Raw genomic sequence first — 21,505 nt, 5'->3', positions numbered from 1 at the left:
TGATAATTAAAGAATACGGGATTCATTGGTGAGTTCCGTATTTTTTTATTTTGTAAGTAAAGAGCTAATATTTTTCCCTTTTGTCTTAAAATATTTGAGCTGGTGATAATTGCAAATGAATATGAAAAAACTTAGAGCATAGATTGTACGGAACCGCAGGTCATTACTGAGAAGGTGGTGGAGTTCGAGGAGAATCTGTTGATAAATAATGTTGTGCTATTCAAAATTAACCAAACGAAAGTAGATACTTATCAAGGTTATTTATTTTATTTATTAAATTTTTGAGATAAAGATAAATATGTAATCTGTAAAAATTAAGGGACGTATCCATGTGGATACGTCCCTGATAAAATTTGGTTGTTACATATTGACTGTCCCTCGTACTAAGATCATGATGTTATTCTACCTTCGGGGTTTGGCTGAAGATATCATGAATACGCTTCATGTCGAATTTTGGCGTACGGTCATAATAATAGATACCGTTTTGCTCTTGTTCCACATCAGTCAACTGTGTATAGCAATATCCCCAGATATCCTTCGAAAGAGATAGGACAGCGTTAACTTGGCCCTCCAAACGTTTGTAAAACTCTTCTAAAGAATGGGGGGGCTCTCCATATCCCCAAGATGTATTTTGGGCACTTTCCATCTGTTGTGACGGGTTCCATTTTATACCGCCAAACTCATCAACTAAATAAGGCATATCTTTTTTATATTCCGGGAATTGGTATTGGTCTGTATATTTCAGGCCGTTGAAACCGATATTTTTCGGCATCAATTGTATTTCCCATTTTGGGGTGACAAATAGTTTACCGTCATTATACAGTTGCTTTTTCAATTCTTCCGGATTTTGCTCGTAATTGTGGATTGTCCAGATATCGGTAGCGATGTGTACACCACCGCTGGTACCGTGGAAAGGACGCGTCGGGTCTATCATTTTCGTTAGGTTATACAGGTCGTGCATCAGGCGCGGATATTGTATGCGATCAGGCCAGAACTCCTCGTTTGTAGGTGTCCAGATAAGAAGGGAAGGATGGTTACGGTCACGTTCTACGATTTCGGTCCATTCAGTTATGAAATTCCGGGCGGTTTCCGTATCATTGCAATCCATTCCCCAACTGGAAGCTTCCCCCCATGTAAGATAGCCCATCTTATCCGCCCAATAATAGAAACGTTCCTCGAATACTTTCTGATGGAGGCGGGCACCATTAAAGCCGGCCGCCATGGAGAGTTCGATGTCATGCTTTAACGCCTCGTCGCTAGGAGCCGTCCAAATTCCATCGGGATAGAATCCTTGATCAAGTACCAAGCGTTGGTAATAAGGTTTGTTGTTCAGATAAATCTTATTGCCTTCGATATGTACCTTACGCATACCTGTATAGCTTCTTACCTCATCTACTACCTTCCCGTTCTTATCTATTACTTTGTATTCCAAGTCGTACAGAAAAGGGTTTTCCGGACTCCATGTTTTCATTTTCTTGATGGGTAGAATAGCAGAAGATAAGGAGCTTGCCGTAATGGTTTGGCTGGCTACTATTTTACCGTTGTCTTTTACGGTTACTTGCAATTTACCTCCTAGTTCTTTATAGAAACGAGGACGCACAACCAATTGTTGTTGGTCTATATCTGTCAGCAACTGCACGGATTGCAATCCTTCCGGATGGACAGCCTCCATCCAAACCGTTTGCCAAATACCTGTGGTCCGGGTATAATTACAGGCGTAGGATTCAAATTGTAGGTTTTGTTTTCCTGCCGGTTGTTTTGCGCTTCGTAGGTCACTTTCTACATATACGACTAGGCTATGTGTCTTTCCTGGTGTTACCAAGGAGGTGATATCTACTGCGAAAGAAGAGGTTCCGCCAAAATGGCGATTGGCTAAGACTCCATCAATGTATATTTCCGATTTATAATAAACAGCTCCAAAGTTAAGTCTTATATTCTTTCCATTCCATTCTTGTGGGATCGTGATAGGACGCTGATACCAGAAATGTTGAATGAAATCCGTGTATTTTACGCCGGATAACTTACTTTCCGGGCAGAAAGGCACTGTGATCTTTTGGTCAAAACCGTTCGATTTATAGAACTCCCGTTCCATTCCGGTACCTCCGAAATCGAATGAGCAAGTCCATTCTCCGTTCAAATTTACCCAATCCATGCGTTCAAATTGTGGACGGGGATATTCGGGACGTGGGATAGACCATAAAGCGGTGATGCACCAAAACAGTAAGAATGTAGTAATGTTCAATTTTTGTTTCATAATGTATAATTGTATTATAATAAATGCAAAAATAAAAATTTGAATACTATTAGACAAATTCTTGAAAGACTATGAAGGGTAACCGCATTAAAATGTCACTTTTAGTTTTTTTGTCGCAGGAGATATACTTATTTTGTCGCAGGAGATAGCTTACTTTGCCAATGAAGTATATCTTCTCTACCCAAGTAAGTAGTACTTCATTTGATTTAAAATCTATATATTGGGACATCTTGAAGGAATTGATTTATTTTATTATATGTGTAAAAAGGAGATTAAATGAGAAAAATTGTTGTTGCTTCCGATTCATTTAAAGGCTCAGTATCTTCTATTGAAGTGGCTGAATGTGCCGAGTTGGCAATCCGTAAGGTCTTTCCGGATTGCGAGGTCGTGAAAATCCCGGTTGGGGATGGGGGAGAAGGTACCGTGGAGACTTTAATTACGGCGATGGGTGGAGAAGCCGTATATTGTGTCGTACATGATCCGTTGATGAGGCCGGTCGAGGCCACTTATGGGATACTGGGAGATAATCGTACGGCGGTTATCGAGATGGCGACGGCGAGTGGCCTTACGTTAGTGCCTGTGTCGGAACGTAATCCCTTGAGAACAACGACGTATGGAACCGGTGAGTTGATAAAAGACGCTATGGATCGTGGTTGCCGGGATTTCTTGATAGGAATAGGGGGAAGCGCAACGAATGACGGAGGAACCGGTATGTTGCAGGCCTTGGGTTTTCGTTTTCTTGATAGAAAAGGGAATGAGCTGGGATTGGGTGGGCAGATCCTTAATCAGATTTATGAGATAGATTGCTCAAGGGCATTATCGCAATTGCGGGAAACTTCATTTACCATAGCCTGCGATGTGAATAACCCTTTTTATGGTGAGAAAGGGGCGGCGTATGTCTTTGCCCGCCAAAAGGGAGCGGACGACGCTATGGTCCGTTTGCTGGATGAGGGCTTGCGAAATTTTGCGGAAGTCATAAAAAGAACGGGACGAATAAAGATAGACGACATTCCGGGTGCGGGAGCCGCAGGTGGTTTAGGTGGAGGATTTGTCGCTTTCCTAAAGGCTGAACTTAAACCCGGTATCCGGATGGTTCTGGATGCCTTGCGTTTTGATGAATGTATACGGGGGGCGGATCTAATTATTACGGGAGAAGGTAAACTGGATAAACAGACTTGCATGGGAAAGACCCCATGCGGAGTATTGCAGGCAGGCATGAGACAGGGTATCCCGGTTATCGTAATGGGTGGTTCCGTAGAGGAGGTAGAGGCGCTTAATAAATCCGGGTTTCTGGCGGTTTTGCCACTTCTTCCTTATCCGGTTTCCTTGGAGCAGGCGATGGATAAGGATTTCACTTGCTGGAATATTGGGCGTGCCTTGGAACAACAATTGCGTGTAATCCAATACTATATGAATCATTAACATAGGGATATTCGTGATAAGGTATATTGTTTTCGTTTTGGAGTTTGGAGGTATTGCGGTGTTTAGTGCCACCATTTACTTTTGCGTTATCAAACTTGAAAAAACGAATAAGAATAAAAATTATAGTGGATATGGAAATGAATAAGACACTTGCTTCGTCCGGTGGACGTATTACGGTAATCGACGCTCTGCGCGGCTTCTCCTTGATTGGTATTTGCTTGATTCATGCGATGCAGCATTTTGGCGCTATGGGGACAATGGCTCCCCAAGCCATGTTCCCTTGGGAAGGGACGCTGGATGAGATTTTTCGGTGGTTTATTAATTACTTGGTGTTTGGCAAGTTCTTCATTATATTTTCTTGCCTGTTTGGTTTGAGCTTCTTTATCCAGATGGATCGGGCAGCTCAAAAAGGTGTTGATTTGCGTCCTCGTTTCTTATGGCGATTGGTATTGTTGCTTGTGATTGGTTTTGTTCATGGTTTATTAGTCCGTGTAGATATTTTGTTGGTGTATGCGTTGCTTGGTTTTGTATTGGTATTGATGTATAAATGGCCTACTAAATTATTGGTGGGAATCACCCTTTTCCTTTTCTTGGGCGGTGCCTCGCTAATTCCCGTAGCGTATAAGGCTGTAACGGCTCCTGCCGTCGAGCAAGTGGTGGAAAGACCGGCTGCCGCACCTATCGCTCGTGCTGAGGCTCCCCGGCGAGTCCCGACATTAGCCGAGACCATTGAGAACAACGCTTGGGACGGATTGGTAGGAAAAATGAATTTCCAGTTTGCCAGCGGTCGTATCTATCTGACCTTGGGATTGTTTATCCTCGGATTTATCGTAGGCCGGATCCGCTTGTTCCAACGCATGGATGAGTTCCGTAGCCGTTTGAATTACGGGGCGTTGGTCGCGTTGGTTTTAATCGGCTTGTTGTATCTGCTAAAACCTTATATACCTGCCGCATCTTGGCGTGAGGTCTCTATCAATGCGTGGATGGGTGCTACGACAACTAACTTGATTAATCTGATGACGGCTTATCTGTGGGTGGTGTTGGTCTTAGAGGCTTACCGCTCGGTAAAAGTTCAAAATGCCATGAAACCATTGGTTAGCTATGGGCGTATGGGATTGACAAACTATATCGTACAATCCGTGACCGGTGTCTTTATTTTCTCCGGTTTTGGCTTGGATTGGAGCCATTTGGGTGTTTTCTTGAGTGTATTGGTCTGCCTTGGATTTACGGCCATACAGATTGCCTTTAGCCAATATTGGCTGTCGGGCTTGCGCTACGGCCCGATGGAGTGGTTATGGCGGACCGGCACGTATATGAGATGGCAACCCATTCGTTTGGGTTAAGCCGGAAAGCTTTGTTCTCAATACAAATTCCGTACAACAAGACCATTGATGAGCCTAGTGTATAAAATGCTAAAAATCAGAGTCAAAAAAGCACGATGATCTTTCATCCAAAACACGTACGACTTTTTGAAAAAACATGTACGTGTTTTGGATGAAAGTCGTACGTGTTTGTCCCGAATCCTTCCACTGAAAACCAGAGCACATATAAAAATCTACAAGAAGCTTCATTTAAACGGAGCGGTAAATGAAAAAGCTGTGGATGGAAGATCGTATAATTAGAAATAATATTTTTAATTTTCATTTTAAAATCTCATCTTTGCGATGAGATGGATGTTAAGGAGCGGTTAATAGTGCAAAAATTACGAAATGGCGAGCAAGATGCTTATCGATATTTATATGATCGTCATTATGTTTTACTATGTCAATTTGCCAATGAGTTGGTTGGCGACCCATTTCTAGCGGAGACTATAGTTGGTGATGTGATATTTCATCTGTGGGAAATCCGTGAGACATTGGATATAAATAGCTCTCTTCGTGCTTATCTAATGCGGGCTGTGCGGAACCGCTGTTATAACCATATCTCATCAGAAAAGGAAAAGAAGGAAGTTCGTTTCTCGAAGATTGAGTCTGAGACCTTAGGGTGGGACGCTATGATACAATCGGATGAACAGCCGCTCGGTATATTACTTGAACGGGAGTTAGAGAAGGAGATCATAAAATCAATCGATAGTTTAGGCGATGAATGTAAACGAGTTTTTAGAAAAAGCCGTTTTGAGCATAAGAAAAATGAGGAAATCGCTACAGAGCTAGGAATTTCTGTCAATACGGTTAAATACCACATAAAGATGGCTTTAACCCGCCTACATCAAGATCTGAGGAAGTATCTGATCTTGTTGATATCATTTTTCTCCTTGTGAGAATGAAAAAATTGATGTTTCTCACTACCCCTTGAGGAGAAATAACTGTCTTATATATAAAAGCTGGATATTTAATCTATATGGAAGAAAAGAAATCACATACGAAAAACGAGCGATCATTACCTGATCATGAAGAACAAGAACTTTGGTTCTCTGCTTTGGCTGCCGATGATTCCTGTGCCTATAATGTCGATAAGGCGTTCGATCGTTTTGTTTCTCGTACCCAGCAAAAACGCCGTACGGTATTCAATATTCCTAAAATCGTTTATGGTGCGGCAGCGGTTATCCTATTATTGATCGCTTCTACGATTTCCTATTGGTGGGGTGAGCGGCAATTACAGAACCAGTTTGCGGATATCTTGGTGGAAGCTCCTTTAGGGGCCAAGACCAAGCTGATTTTACCGGATAGCACATTGGTCTGGTTAAACGCTGGCTCAAAGATCGTATATTCGCAAGGTTTTGGGGTGAAAGACCGCCATCTTCGGCTGAATGGAGAGGCTTATTTTGAGGTGAGGAAAAATGAGAAGTTACCTTTTGATGTAATGACGAAAGAGTTGAATGTAAAAGTATTGGGTACTAAGTTCAACTTCCGGAATTATGACGAGGACGAAGAGGTAACCGTGAATCTGTTGGAAGGAAAAGTTCAGCTAGAGAATTATGTAAAGAAGATGGGAATAAACTACTTGTCTCCTTCAGAGAAGGTTACCTTGAATAAACTTACCGGGGAAATGATTATAAGCCGAGCGGAAGTGAAAAACGCTAAGGAATGGACAAACGATGGACTATTCTTCGATGAGATGCCTCTATCTGACATTGTGAAAGAACTGAATCGTAGCTATAATGTGAAGATTCATATTGCGGATGAACAGTTAACCCATAATCGCTTTTATGCGTTATTCAATAGAAAAGAACAGACTATCTATAATGTGTTAGATATTATAACTGCGACAAATCAAGTAAGATATAAAGTGGAAGGTGATAGTATTCTGCTTTATGCGAAGTGATAGATAATTGTTTAACCTTAAAATTGTTTTAATATGGAGAATATGGAAGGAGATTAAAAAAGGAGTAACAGGATCATAAAAGGAATCGGAGAATGGGCTAGATCCTCCGACTCATAAATCCTCAAATTACATTATGCAAATGATCTGGATGAGGAATACAAATGTAATCAATACTCTGAAAGGTCATCATCAATCACAAGTTAAATTACTAAAAATTAAGCTATTTATGAAAGTTGTAAAAAAGGTCATTTATGTGGCCATGGCTTCGTTTTGCTTAAATTTAACTGTTAGTTCTCAGAATATAACATTGAAAATGAGTAATATAACAGTAAAACAAGCGATGGATGAGCTGAAGAGTAGGAGTGGCTACTCGTTTGTATTCTCGTCTGCGGACGTGGATACAGGGAAGAAAATATCCGTGTCTTCGGAAAATCAATCGATCAATGCGGTAATCGAACAAATTTTGCGTGGTCAAGGATTGACGTATGAGATCCAAGGGAAGAATATTATATTGAAGAAGGTCAATGTGTCAGACCAACAAGTACCCAAGAAAAATATCACGGGCTCGGTCTTAGATGTGGACGGAGATGCGATTATTGGAGCGAACATAGTCGTGAAGGGTACGACAAATGGTACGATTACGGATCTCAATGGTCACTTCTCCATTTCTGACGTATCGTCCAATGCGGTACTCGTCCTATCTTATATAGGATATAAGGATAAAGAGATACATGTCAATAATCAATCAGACTTTAAGATTGTCTTGAATGAGGATACGCAAGCGTTGGAGGAGGTTGTAGTCGTAGGTTATGGAACACAAAAGAAAGAAGTGGTAACGGCTGCGATTACCTCGATTGGAGCGGATGATATCGCCGTAAGCCCTTCCGCCGATGTTGCGGCAGGTTTGGCCGGTCGCTTGTCTGGTGTAATTATCAATACTCGTTCCGGTGAGGTTGGAAACGAGGGGACCTCTATTTTTGTCAGAGGAAAAAGTACGTATGGAAGTAATACAGAGCCTTTGTATGTAGTAGATGGTATTGCGAGAACGGAGGAAGATGGTATCTTGTCAAGGATGGATCCCAATGATATAGAGTCGATTTCCGTATTGAAAGACGCTTCTGCTGCGATTTATGGATCAAGAGCTGCAAATGGCGTTATCTTGATCACGACCAAACGAGGTAAAACGGGACTTAAGCCTACCATAAACGTTTCTTACAACCATTCATTTGCCCAACCTACACGAATCGTAAAGATGGCCGATGCTGCAACTTATGCGACCGCACGAAATTGGGCCAATATAACAAAGGGATTAGAGCCTACTTATACCGAGGAAGAGATACGGAAGTTTGCCGATGGGTCAGATCCTTTGAATTACCCGAATACGGACTGGTACAGAACTGTTCAAAAAACATGGACTCACCAGGACAAAGCCAATCTCTCTCTGCGTGGGGGAAGCGAGAGGGTACAGTATTTCATGTCTGGAGGTTTCTTGAACCAAGGAACTCCTTTTAATAATGGATTCACTTATAATAGACAAATAAATGTCCGCTCTAATTTGGATGCGAAAGTAAATGACTATATAAAAATCAGTTTAGATTTATCTGCGAAAAAACTAGGTCGTGTGCTTCCTCGTGATGGCTCCGTGAATGGAGGATCTATGTATTCTCATGTCGCTTTGAATTTACCGACAATTTTAGCGAAATATCCCGGGACAGATTTGGCCGCTCCTGCTCGTGATGGAGATAATCCATTAGTACAAACATCGGGAGAAGCCGGTGAGACAAAGACCGATCGTTGGCTCTTCAACTCACAAGCGAATATCACGATTGATATCCCGTGGGTCAAGGGGTTGTCTTTAGTCGGGAGCTTTGCTTATGATTTTTATCAGCAGAAGTATAAGCAATTTAAGAATGTAGCTTATGTTTACAATTACGATCAAGCGACAGGAGAGTACTCAAAAATTATCGTGCCGACTATCTCCAGCCCTTCTTTAACGGTCGAGGAAAAAAGAACGGAGAATTTGACGGGGAATGTCCGTGCGAACTATCATAACACTTTTAATGAGGTCCATACGATTGATGCGTTTTTTGGCTTTGAGGAGAGCAAGGCAAAGAGTAGTATGTTGAAAGGTTATAGAGGCAATTTCGCTTCGGGAGTGGTTCCGGAATTGCCTTTTGGCGATAGCAATACGCAAACGAATGATGGTTTATGGGGAGAGACAGCTCGTATAAACTATTTTGGCCGTGCGATGTATGATTATGATAATAAGTATATGTTGCAGTTCCAGTTTCGTTATGACGGTTCTCAAAACTTCCCCAAGGGAAATCGATATGGCTTTTTCCCGGGAGTGTCGGCGGGCTGGACTATTTCTCGCGAAGCATTCATGTCGGATATTAACTGGTTGGATAATTTGAAGATAAGAGCCTCATGGGGACAAATGGGAAATGATGTAGTTGATGCCTATCAATACATGGTGTTATATGGACTTACCGCTGGATCTGTTTTCAATGGCGCACAAGTTTCCGGACTATCCCAAAAGAGAGCTCCTAATCCTAATATAACATGGGAAGTCTCGAATTCTTATGATGTTGGTATAGAGTCTCGTTTCTTCGGGGGACAATTAAGTTTCGAGTTTGACTGGTTCAAATCAAGAAGAACAAATATATTATCTAAGCGAAATGCTTCTATCCCGGCTTTTACAGGCTTGTCATTACCCGACGAGAATATAGGTATAGCAGAGAATCAAGGCATAGAATTCATGATTGGTCACCAGAAATCGGTCAACAAAGATTTCTCTTATTCTATTTCTGGCAACTTTACTTATGCGAAAAACAATGTTGTGTTCTCGGATGAGGCACCGATGGCGGAAGAATATCAAAAGGCGGAAGGGCATCCGATTGGAAGTTCATTGCGTTATAAAGCGATCGGTATTTATAGCGAGTCTGACATGGCGGATTCAAATGTTCCTAAACGACCGGGAACCATGGCCGGTGATATCAAGATATGGGACGCCAACGGAGACGGTGAGATCAACTCGCTGGATAGAATACGTCAAGATCTGACCGATATCCCTCAAATCGTCTACGGCGTGAATTTGGGCATTACTTGGAAGCAATTTGATCTTTCTTTATTGTTTCAGGGACAAGCGAAAGTTATTAATACCATACAAGAAACATGGGTCGATCCTTCGTCTGGTGGAGCGGGAAATCTCATGCAATGGTGGACGGAGGATATGTGGACTCCTGAAAATACGGATGGGACGAAGCCTCGCTTAGGTACACCTAATAAAATTAACGGTACTACATTCACAAATATAAACGCCGCATTTTTCAAACTGAAAAATGCGGAAATCGGATATACTTTACCCGTTGCGGTTCGGGAGAAGATAGGTGTTGCGAATGCTCGTGTTTATTTGAGCGGCACAAATTTATTTTCTTTCGACCATATGAGAGGTATGGGAATTGACCCAGAGGCAACAGGTTCCGGGTATGGCGGTTGGGCCTTGAATCCGCAACGTTTGATTAATTTAGGTGTAAATGTTTCATTTTAAATAAATTAATTATATGAAAAATCTAATAATATATGCAGCTTCGGCTATGTTTGCTCTAACTGCTTGCAATGCGTTAGATATAATTCCAAGCGACAGTTATTCAGATCCGGTTGTCTGGCAGGATCAAAATCTGATAAAGATGTACGTTAACGATCAGTACAACGCTCTTGTGGGACAAGATAATTTTTACCGTTATTCTTTTTTCTCTGACGAGGTCTATCAAAAATATAATGATGAAGGATGTAATTATATCAGGGAGAATATTTTAACGTCGGATAATGTAGGATCGGTCAGCGATGTCTTAAACTATTGGAATACTGGCTATGGGTATCTTCATAAGGTAAATATGTTCTTTGAGAATATTGAATCCTCCAGGGTGGATGAAGAATTTAAGAATACGATGATAAATGAGATGAAGTTTATCCGTGCATTCATCTATTTTCGTTTGATCCGTTCTTATGGCGGTGTTCCTATTATAAAGGAGGTTTATGATATCAATAGTGATTGGTCGAATGTCAAACGAAATACCTATAATGAGTGTGTAGAATACATTATCAGTGATTTGGATGATGTGATTGCGAATCTGCCAGATCGGCCAAGCGAGAGAAATAGAGTCGGAGCTAATGCTGCTAGAGCTTTAAAGTCAAGAGTCTTGCTTTATAATGCGAGTGCTTTGAATAATCCGGACAATGATAAAGAAAGATGGCAAAAAGCGTCAGATGCGGCGAAAGAGCTACTAGATAAGGGATATTCATTATGTGACAATTATCGAGAAATGTTTTTTGATGTAACCAACAATGAATATATCTTTGCTAAAGAGTTCAGTGAGACATATTCTCACATGCTGGGCTTTAATTTAACCTGTACAGGTGATGGTGGCCGAGGATGGGCTACTCCCTCTCAAAATCTGGTTGACGCTTATGAGACTTTAGACGGCGAGATACCGGTGTTAAATTCTGAGAGCGGAGACATAAATCCAAAATCGATTTATAACCCGGAGAAACCATATGAGAATAGAGATCCGCGTTTTTATGATTGTATTTATTACAATGGCTCAACCAGCTTGAATGGTCGTATCGTTGAAACATTTAAGGATGGAGCGGATATGATTCAGCAAGATATGACAATGACTGGTTACTATTGTAGGAAGTTCGTGAACGAGAACGAACCTGTATCTCAATCCCATCATTATACAACTCCATTTCCTTTCTTCCGTTTAGCCGAGATCTATTTGAATTATGCAGAAGCAGAGTTCCAATTAGGACATGAGGATGTCGCTCGGGAATATGTGAATAAGGTTCGAGCTCGTAAAAGCGTAAATATGCCTTCTATAACAGATAGTGGAGAGGCCTTATTGAAGCGAATTTATCACGAGCGACAAATCGAGTTAGCATTTGAGGGACATCGTTTCTTCGATTTGCGCAGGTGGAAAATCGCTGATAATACGCCAATAGTAGGCCTTAATATCATAAAAGATGGTGAAGGGAAATTCTCTTATGAACGATACGTATTATCTTTAGATTCCAGGAAAAATGAATGGAAGGATGCTTTCTTTGTCTTGCCTATTCATTATTCGGAAATTCAGAAGAGCAATGAAAGCTTAGAACAAAATAATGGTTATTAATATGTTGTAGAATGAAACAAACAAATTTAGCAAATATAGCTATCAGTGGTCTACTTTTGTTTACGGGGTGTGCGTTTGGTACACCCCATAATGAGGGAAAAGAGATGGAGGCTAAATTCATATCTCCTCCTAATGAATATCGTCCACAACCTTTTTGGCATATAAATGGGGAATTAACGAAAGAGGGAATTTATAGGCAAATTACAGATGCGTACCAAAAGGATGGTTTTGGCGGTGTGGCAGTATTGTCATTAACTCCTGCCAAGATGTGGGGAGGCAAGGAAATTTGCCCCGGAACGACTCCCGAATATTTGAGTGAATCTTATTTCGATCGTTATCGAGACATTTTAGAGTGCTCAGAGCAGCTAGGCACGGAGGTTATTTTATACGACGATGTGGATTTTCCAAGTGGTGTATTAGGCGGTCGTCTCAAGCAAGAATTTCCTCAATATACGCAAAAACGTTTAAGTAAAAAAGAGTGGGATATCTTAGGTGGGCGGGTGGTCAAGGAAAAACTGCCTGTAAAAGACCTTTTTATGGGAGCGGTCGCTATGAATATGGAGACTTTTGAACGGATCGACCTAACCGAATGTGTGGATAATGAGGGATTGCTCACATGGCAGGCTCCTAAGGGTAAATGGAAGCTTTTGTCATTTTTCTTGGAATACAATGTGGATTCTCGTTTGGATTATATGGATAAAGCAGCCGTAGACCATTTTATATCAATGACGTATGATCAATACAGTGCTCGTTTTAATGAGTTTTTTGGAAAAATCGTTAAGCGAACGTTTTTTGACGATGTTGGTTACTTAGGTAATTCTCGCTATTGGAATGCGGAGCTTACTGCTTTATTTGAAAAACGATATAAGAAAAAAGCTGTTTTATATTATCCTGCGTTATGGTACCATATCGGGGAAGAAACGGAGGCTGCTCGTGTGGCTCTTTATGGATTGCGCGCTGAACTTATGGGGGAGGGTTATCCTAAAAAAGTAGGAGAATGGAGTGAACGACACGATTTAGTGAGTATGGGACATCCACCTGGAAATTACGAGCCGACAGCAGTTGACATGTATGGTGACCCGTTTAAATTCTATCGCTATGTCTCGGTCCCTTTGATGGATGCTATTCACGGTTATCCGTACGGGCGCCCGGGATTTAAGCTGATAAGCTCGGCAGCGGATACCTATAATCGTCCCAATGTTGCCGTAGAGATTTATGGCAATTATAGGGCTGATATGGATTCCTTTATGCTATATAGAGGAGCGATGGAATTAATGGTTCGAGGGGCGAACTTCTTTGTTCCTCATGGGATGTGGTATGACCCAACCATGGTGAAAATTCCTCCATTAATAGGGCATCAAAGTAAATTATTGGGACCGGCTCTACATTCCTATAGTGATTATGTGGCGCGTGCTTCTACGTTATTGCAAGATGGTAATCGAGTAGTGGATATCGCGATTTTATACCCGATTGAGTCATTGGAAGGATGGTATGAGTGGGATAATCCAACTCGTCCTACTATTGGGAAAGATGTGCCTCCGGGTACAGATTACAACCAGATAGGAGATATGTTGACAGGACAAATTCGTAAAGATTTTACATTTATTCATCCCGAGGAACTATTAAAGGATAAATATCAGATCGTTGATGGGGAGATTCGTCTGACAACTCCGATTACGCACCAAGAATATAAATTGTTAATAATACCTTCATCGTACGTGTTGTCAGTGGAGACCCTAAACAAGATCAAGACTTTCTATGATACGGGAGGAAAGCTTTTAATAACGCATCAATTCCCTCAGAAATCAGCGGAATTTGGGAGGGATAAAGAATTGGTAGAACTTATAAAAGAGATATTTGGTGAGAAATATTCAGAGCCAGGTCTTGATGAGTTTGTTGCTGTATCGAACGAGCGAGGAGGTAAAGCGGCATTCCTTCCTTCAGCGGAAAAAGATCTACTGGCTAATGCTATCGATTTATTATTGCCTTGTCCGGATGTTCATATAAATACGGTGGGCTCGCTTGACCAGCTGGATGCTTTGCATCGTCCGTTGTTGGGAGTAGATGAATATCGAGGCCTTCCCCCGGAAAAATTAGGAATGTTTTCTTATATTCATAAGCAAAAAGATGGAAAGGATATTTATTTTTTCGCAAACTCTACAGACTCTTTTGTTGAGACGGATGTGCGTTTGAAGGGAAAGTTATCTTTGGAAATTTGGAATCCTTATACAGGAGATTTAGGAAAGGAAATACCTGTTAAGTATGAGATAGGTAATGATAATATCGTGTATACAACATTTAGGCTCCAACTATCTCCCGTAAAATCGATTTTTATAATAGGTGATAAGTGAAAAATGCTGATTTGCGATTGAGTTTTTTACTCAATCGCAAATCAGGTAAATCTTAAAGTTAGATTATGCGACGAAATTTTTATAAGCATTATTTTGTTTTAATTATTTATTCATTTTTATTTACTTCCTCAATGCTTTTAGGAAGTGAATCGGATTTCAATAGGATTGAGAAATATTTTAAAAATGTCCCAGCAGATATACAGACTTCTATATATTGGTATTGGATTAATGACAATTTATCAAAGGAGGCTGTAATTAAAGATCTTCACTCAATGAAGGAGAAAGGGATCAATAGAGCTTTTATTGGAAATATAGGTTTATCCCCCAACGAGGCTCCTTATGGAAGCGTGAAAATTTTCACGGATGAATGGTGGGATATTTTACATACAGCTTTAAAGACTGCGACAGAATTAGATATTGAAATAGGTCTTTTTAATAGTCCGGGTTGGAGTCAATCTGGAGGGCCTTGGGTGAAGCCAGAACAGTCAATGAGATATCTCGCCCATTCAGAAAAAAGAGTAACAGGACCGTGCAGAGTTCAAGAGTATCTTGCGCAACCTTCAAATGAATTTCAAGATGTTAAAGTTATAGCGATGCCAGTAAAAAAGGATTATTATGATAATTTGTTGGATAAAATAAATTATACGGTATTTCCGGCTCGCTTAAAAACGAATTTAGATGCCGGAAAAGGAATATCGTTTAATGAAGACGAGGTGATAATAGATATTCCCTTGTCTGAAAAAACGATTGCAAGGAGTCTTATCTTATATCCGGAAGAACGTCCTATAAATGCGACTGTTGAATTACAGATATCAATAGAAAACTCATTCAAGAGCTTAAAGAAATTTACGTTGAATCGGACGAATGCGGCATTAAATGTCGGTTTTGATCCTTATGCTCCTGTAGCTATACGATTACCAGAAATAACGGATAAAAAACTTCGGCTTGTGATGAAGGCCAACAAAGGAAGTGGTATTAAACGTATTTTACTTTCTTCGACACCCTTTGTCGAAAGATTCGCAGAAAAAACATTGGCTAAAATGCACCAGACACCGCTTCCTTATTGGAATGATTATCTGTGGGATGAGCAACCCGAGGTTGTAGATTATTCCGTGGTACAGCCTAATGAGATTTTAGATATTTCTGATTACATGGATAGTAAAGGTATGCTGACATGGAATGCGCCAAAAGGAGAATGGATCATTATGCGAATGGGAATGACACCTACAGGTGTAACGAATGCACCTGCATCATCTGAAGGAACAGGACTTGAGATCGATAAAATGAATAAGGAACATGTGGCAAGTCATTTTGATTCTTACTTAGGAATGATATTAAAGCGTATACCAGAATCCGATCGAAAAACGTTGAAGGTTGTAGTCCAAGATAGTTATGAGACAGGAGGTCAAAACTTTACCGATGGTTTTATTGAGAATTTTAGAGAACATTATGGATACGATCCGGCACCATTCCTACCTGTGCTACAAGGTCACACCATTGGCAGTCCGGATCTTTCTGATAGGTTTCTATGGGATGTAAGACGACTAATAGCGGATAAAATCGCTTATGACTATGTAGGTGGTTTAAGAGAGATAAGTCATAAACATAAAATGACAACTTGGTTGGAAAATTATGGCCATTGGGGATTTCCCGGAGAGTTCCTGCAATATGGAGGGCAATCAGACGAAGTTGGGGGAGAGTTTTGGAACGAAGGTACTTTGGGAAGTATAGAGAATCGGGCTGCTTCTTCATGCGCTCACATTTATGGAAAGTCGAAAGTCTCTGCTGAATCATTTACCTGTGGGGAAGGTTCATATAGCCGTTACCCAGCAATGTTAAAGAAACGAGGTGATTGGTCGTTTGCCGAAGGTGTTAATAACACACTTTTGCATGTTTACATTCATCAACCTTACGCTAATCGTCCACCGGGTGTCAATACGAGTTTCGGTAATGAATTTAATCGTTTGAATACGTGGTATTCTCATCTTGATCTTTTCACGGATTATATTAAACGATCTAATTATATGCTACAGCAGGGCTTAAATATTGCGGATGTCGCTTTTTTTATCGGAGAGGATGTTCCAAAGATGACGGGTGTGCGTGATCCTGAGCTGCCGAAGGGATATTCTTATGATTATATAAATGCGGAGGTGCTGATTAATGATTTATCAGTCAAGGATGGGAAACTAGTATTGCCCCATGGTACATCTTATAGTGTATTGGTATTACCTAAGATGAGAACCATGCGCCCTTCTGTTTTAAAGAAAATTGAAAGATTGGTTTTTGATGGAGCAATAATACTTGGCTATCCCCCTGTTTGTTCTCCTAGTATGGAGAATTACCCGATAGCGGATAGAGAGGTGAATGAACTTGCGAAAAAGATGTGGGGTGATCTTTCCGTAAAACAACGTTCTTATGGAAGTGGAAAGATTTTTACGAACGTAGAACTAAAAGAGGTCTTTGATGATTTAGGGATTATCCCGGATTGTTTATTTGAAGATGATTCTCCCGCACTCTATACCCATCGTACCGTTGACGGAAATGAGATTTATTTTATTTCGAATCAAAGTGATAAAGCAATCGTCACATTGCCAAAATTCCGTGTGAAAGGTAAAGTCCCTGAATTATGGGATGCGGTTACCGGTTCGACAAGATCATTACCTTCTTTCATAGAAAATGAAGAATTTACACAAGTACCTTTAAAGTTAGACGCATACCAAAGTTGTTTTATGGTATTTCGTAGGCATGGTAAGCCTTTGTCTACCGAATTGGAAGCTAATTTCCCTAAGCCTGAGACTATTGTAGAAATTGATAAGCCATGGCAAGTTACTTTTGAGTCTGATCAATATAAGAGAGGTCCTGTCGAGCCTGTTGCATTTAATAAATTAATAGATTGGACAAGGCATGAGGATGACCGTATAAAATATTTTTCAGGAACAGCCATATACAAAACATCATTTGAAGTTCAAGAGGAGCTAGATAAAAGGCTTTTCTTGGATTTAGGCAAAGTTATAGCAATGGCTAAAATAAAAGTCAATGGTAAATATGCGGGTGGAGTTTGGACAGCTCCTTATCGTATTGATGTGACAGATATGGTTAAAAGAGGGGAAAATGTTCTAGAGATAGAGGTCTCCAGTACATGGATGAATCGTTTGATCGGGGATCTTCGCCTTCCTCCAGAAAAACGTCCGACTTGGGCGCATCATAATTCTTGGAATGTAGATTCTCCATTGCAACCTTCAGGATTATTAGGACCTGTTAGTTTATTATCAATACCTTATTAAAAAGTGCGATTATGAGCAAAAAAATCTTTTTATCATTCTTATTCGTTCTGGGAATATTAAGTGGACGTTTTGACGTTAAGGCAGATAACTCCAATTATTTAAATAATCGCTATCCGCTGATTCGAAAACCTTATATGGAGTTACCATTGGGGAGTATTAAGGCGAAGGGATGGCTTCTTGAAATGTTGGAACGACAGAGAGACGGGGCTTCTAGCCAGATGGATACATTGTATCCGGAGGTAATGGGAGAACGCAATGGATGGCTAGGCGGTGATGGGGATCAATGGGAAAGAGGCCCTTATTGGATAGATGGTTTACTTCCGTTGGCCTATATACTGGATGATGATAATCTAAAGAGAAAAATCCAGCCTTGGATTGAGTGGACATTGAAAAGTCAACGGGAGGATGGTTTCTTTGGTCCATCTAAGGATTATAGTCCAGAGCCTGGTTTGCAGAGGGATAATTCTGCCGACTGGTGGCCAAGGATGGTCATGTTGAAAATTATGCAACAATATTATTCAGCGACAAGGGATGAGAGAGTGATCGATTTTATGACGAAGTATTTCCGTTATCAACTGGCAACTCTTCCTCCCACTCCACTAGGGAATTGGACTTTTTGGGCCGAATTCCGTGCTTGTGATAATCTGCAGGCTGTCTATTGGTTCTATAATATTACGGGGGAGGCATTTCTCCTCGATTTGGGGAATTTGTTGCATGAGCAAAGTTTTAATTTTATCGATATGTTTCTAAATAGGGATCATTTAACCCGCTTTAATTCCATCCATTGCGTAAATTTAGCACAAGGGCTTAAAGAACCTGTTATCTATTACCAGCAGAAGCCGGAAAAGTCATATATAGATGCGGTAAAGAAGGGATTGGCTGATATTCGCAAATACAACGGACAACCTCAAGGAATGTTTGGAGGAGATGAAGGATTGCATGGAAATAATCCAACGCAAGGCTCCGAATTATGCTCTGCGGTAGAGTTGATGTACTCTTTGGAAAAAATGATGGAAATAACGGGTGATCTGACATTCACTGATCATTTGGAGCGCATCGCTTTCAATGCGCTTCCCACACAGATTACGGATGATTTTATGAATAAGCAGTATTTCCAGCAGGCCAATCAAATCATGATTACACGACACCCTCATAATTTCTATGAAGATGCACATCATGCGGCAACGGATATTATTTATGGAACGCGGACTGGTTATCCTTGCTGTTTTTCTAATATGCATCAAGCTTGGCCTAAATTTACCCAAAGCCTGTGGTATGCGACCCCAGATAAGGGTATTGCGGCGTTGGCTTATTCTCCTTCAGAGGTGGTAGCCCAAGTTGGTGATGGGCATGAGATCTCAATAATAGAGGATACTTATTATCCGATGGATGATAAAATTCGATTTACGATCCGATTATCAAATTCCGTAAAGGAGGTTACGTTCCCGTTTCATTTACGTATTCCTGAATGGTGTAAAGGGGCTGCTGTTACGATTAATGGCATTACTGATTCAATAAATGGAGGAAGCGATATGGCGATTCTACATCGACCATGGAAAGATGGTGATCAAGTAATACTATCTTTACCTATGAAAGTTGAGAGTAGCCGGTGGTATGAGAATTCTGTAGCGATAGAACGCGGTCCCCTGGTCTATGCGCTAAAAATGGAGGAGAGATGGATGAAAAAGGAATTTGTAGGAAAAGAGAGAAATCAGTTTGGTTTCGATTATTATGAGGTATCTTCCCCTACAAAATGGAATTATGGAATTTTATCTGCCACAATCGAGGACTTGGAGAAAAATAGTCAAGTGACAATAGACCCGGACAAGCAATCTTGCGATTATTTCTGGAATGTGAGAAACGCTCCTATACAGATCAAGCTAAAGGCGAAAGAGATGACTTCTTGGAGAATATATAATGAGATGACCGGTCCTCTCCCATTTTCCACAAGTAAGAGTGAGCAACCAGAAGAAGAGATCGTCTTAGTCCCTTATGGATGTACAACTCTAAGGATCTCAGAGTTTCCTGTGGTGAGATAACGCAGTTCGATGCAATTTTACTCGTTGGTTAATTGATGATACCTCATGATAACATAAAATGAATTACTCCAAAGGTAATTTTAGTCTCCTTTTGGGGCAGGTCCTTTTGAAGATTCTTTGCGAATCCCGAAGATCTTGGTGAATATTGTATGTTTATGTATAATTCTGTTCGAACCCGAATTGGGAACAAAATTCAGCGTATGAGTAATTTTCATATGAATATATGAAGAATGAACAATCTATTCAATGATCTTTTTCTTCATTGCAGGGAGTTTATCGTTGTTTGCTCGTAAAAGTGTGCAACTTGCTTCGCTTGATGGCAAGTTGAGGTGCTCATTCCCCTAGAGGGAGCAGCTGCGCCTTTGCGGAAGATCAATTTGGTGGTGCGGACTTTTAATGACGGTACCGCTTTCCGTTATGAGGTTTTGGCGCAACTGAACTGGGAATCTTATGTTATGTATGATGAGAATACGATCTTCAACCTAGTGGATGATCCGTAAACATTTAATCAACAACAGGTACCGTCATAGTTAAGGTTTTGGATATATATTAGTTATTGTTAAATTCTATATACAAAAAAAGCCCGGTTTAATAATGGTTAGGCTATGCACCTCCCATAGTAAGTGTATTTGGCCTTTCTGTTACTCTTCCTTATATATTCCTGAAAAACGAGTAACGACACAAAAGAAACCTTTTTATTATGAATAAACACTAGTATTCACTAGAAATTGTGGACATTTTTGCAGAAAAAGACTGTCTCTGTAAGTGAATTGAGTGAATGAGTCGTATATATTAAGAAGAATGAATCTTAATATTTAGAATGATGAACACAAGAAGGGATTTTTTGAGAAAGGGGGCTTTTGCGGGCTTAGGAATGTTAACCATGTCGGAATTGGCGAAGGCAGTAGTGAGTAAACAAAATGGAAATGTATCTCCGAAGATTAAATTGGAAAAGGATAGTGTGATTCTTTTTCAAGGTGATTCGATAACGGATATGTTTCGAAAATATGACTGTAACCAATGTAATACACCCGAGCAAATGGGTATGGGATATGCCTTATTTGCCGCCTCAACCTTATTGAGTGATTATCCAGATAAGCAATTGAAGATATATAACCGTGGTGTAGGGGGCAATAAGGTATATCAGTTACGAGATCGTTGGGAACTGGATACCTTGGCTATTCAGCCGGATGTGCTAAGTATCTTGATTGGAGTAAATGACTTCTGGCATATATTGATGGGAAATTATAAAGGATCATTAGGGATTTATGAAAGGGATTTACAAGATCTGCTACATTATACGAAGGAAAAACTTCCCAATGTCCAACTAGTGCTAGGAGAGCCTTTCGCTTTACGTGGCGGATCCGCCATTGATGATGCCAAATGGTTCCCGGAGTTTGATGGTTACAGGGCATCGTTGAAAAAACTAGCCGATGAGTTTAATGCGATATTTGTTCCCTACCAAGCGGCATTCGACGCTGCGTTAAAATTAGCTCCAGCTCGTTATTGGGGAGCGGATGGTGTACACCCCGATTTACCGGGCCGTCAGTTAATGGCAAATGTCTGGTTGGAAGCAACAGGATTAAAAAAGTAAGGTAGGGAGATCGGAGATAATATATTTATTTCTCCTAGAGGTAAGAGGCTGTCTCATAGTGGTGAGGGAAGCCTCTTATTTTGTTATCATACAATGAAAATGAATGATTAAAACGATCGTCTA

11 protein-coding genes and 1 pseudogene are annotated in these 21,505 nt (G+C 40.6%); 11 read left to right on the top strand and 1 reads right to left on the bottom strand.

The genetic code is table 11. The features are described 5' to 3' along the window. Positions 1–397: 397 nt before the first annotated feature. Entirely contained in the window at positions 398–2,254 is a 1,857-nt protein-coding gene (locus tag NBH07_RS21350) for a glycoside hydrolase family 2 TIM barrel-domain containing protein (RefSeq protein WP_008773088.1), read from the bottom strand. A 276-nt stretch (positions 2,255–2,530) separates the two neighbouring features. On the opposite strand from NBH07_RS21350, the gene NBH07_RS21345 reads away from it, so the two are divergent. The 11 genes and pseudogenes from NBH07_RS21345 (at position 2,531) to NBH07_RS21295 (ending at position 21,382) form a co-directional block, all read left to right on the top strand. Continuing rightward, positions 2,531–3,676 (top strand): glycerate kinase, encoded by a 1,146-nt coding sequence (locus tag NBH07_RS21345; RefSeq protein WP_009016727.1) that lies wholly within the window; start codon positions 2,531–2,533, stop codon positions 3,674–3,676. 131 nt (positions 3,677–3,807) lie between these two features. After that, positions 3,808–5,019: a DUF418 domain-containing protein gene (locus tag NBH07_RS21340; RefSeq protein WP_036630113.1), complete on the top strand. Its 1,212-nt coding sequence runs from the start codon at positions 3,808–3,810 to the stop codon at positions 5,017–5,019. A 326-nt stretch (positions 5,020–5,345) separates the two neighbouring features. Continuing rightward, positions 5,346–5,936, top strand: coding sequence for an RNA polymerase sigma-70 factor (locus NBH07_RS21335; RefSeq protein WP_009016725.1), 591 nt, complete (start codon positions 5,346–5,348; stop codon positions 5,934–5,936). An 80-nt stretch (positions 5,937–6,016) separates the two neighbouring features. Then, a complete protein-coding gene (locus tag NBH07_RS21330) occupies positions 6,017–6,940 on the top strand; it encodes a FecR family protein (protein ID WP_009016724.1) in 924 nt (307 codons plus the stop codon). Positions 6,941–7,253: 313 nt separating this feature from the next. After that, positions 7,254–10,490: a TonB-dependent receptor gene (locus NBH07_RS21325; RefSeq protein WP_229038759.1), complete on the top strand. Its 3,237-nt coding sequence runs from the start codon at positions 7,254–7,256 to the stop codon at positions 10,488–10,490. Between the two features lie 13 nt (positions 10,491–10,503). Beyond that, positions 10,504–12,114, top strand: coding sequence for a RagB/SusD family nutrient uptake outer membrane protein (locus NBH07_RS21320; protein ID WP_009016722.1), 1,611 nt, complete (start codon positions 10,504–10,506; stop codon positions 12,112–12,114). 11 nt (positions 12,115–12,125) lie between these two features. Further along, the gene (locus NBH07_RS21315) at positions 12,126–14,465 is read left to right on the top strand and encodes a glycosyl hydrolase (RefSeq protein WP_250833592.1); all 2,340 of its coding nucleotides are present in this window, start codon (positions 12,126–12,128) and stop codon (positions 14,463–14,465) included. Between the two features lie 65 nt (positions 14,466–14,530). Beyond that, complete coding sequence (locus tag NBH07_RS21310; protein ID WP_009016720.1) at positions 14,531–17,749, top strand: glycosyl hydrolase; 3,219 nt, start codon at positions 14,531–14,533, stop codon at positions 17,747–17,749. A gap of 11 nt (positions 17,750–17,760) precedes the next feature. Continuing rightward, complete coding sequence (locus NBH07_RS21305; protein ID WP_009016719.1) at positions 17,761–19,788, top strand: beta-L-arabinofuranosidase domain-containing protein; 2,028 nt, start codon at positions 17,761–17,763, stop codon at positions 19,786–19,788. A 326-nt stretch (positions 19,789–20,114) separates the two neighbouring features. After that, a pseudogene (locus NBH07_RS21300) lies at positions 20,115–20,285 on the top strand (glycoside hydrolase family 97 N-terminal domain-containing protein); the annotation flags it as partial. A 326-nt stretch (positions 20,286–20,611) separates the two neighbouring features. Then, a complete protein-coding gene (locus tag NBH07_RS21295; RefSeq protein ID WP_005860134.1) occupies positions 20,612–21,382 on the top strand; it encodes an SGNH/GDSL hydrolase family protein in 771 nt (256 codons plus the stop codon). Positions 21,383–21,505 lie beyond the last annotated feature (123 nt).

The organism is Parabacteroides sp. B2-S-102, from assembly GCF_023656665.1.
In the GTDB taxonomy this organism is placed as follows: Bacteria; Bacteroidota; Bacteroidia; order Bacteroidales; family Tannerellaceae; genus Parabacteroides; species Parabacteroides distasonis.
Note: the sequence above shows the minus strand (reverse complement) of the source record. Positions and strands in the feature narration are given on the sequence as shown.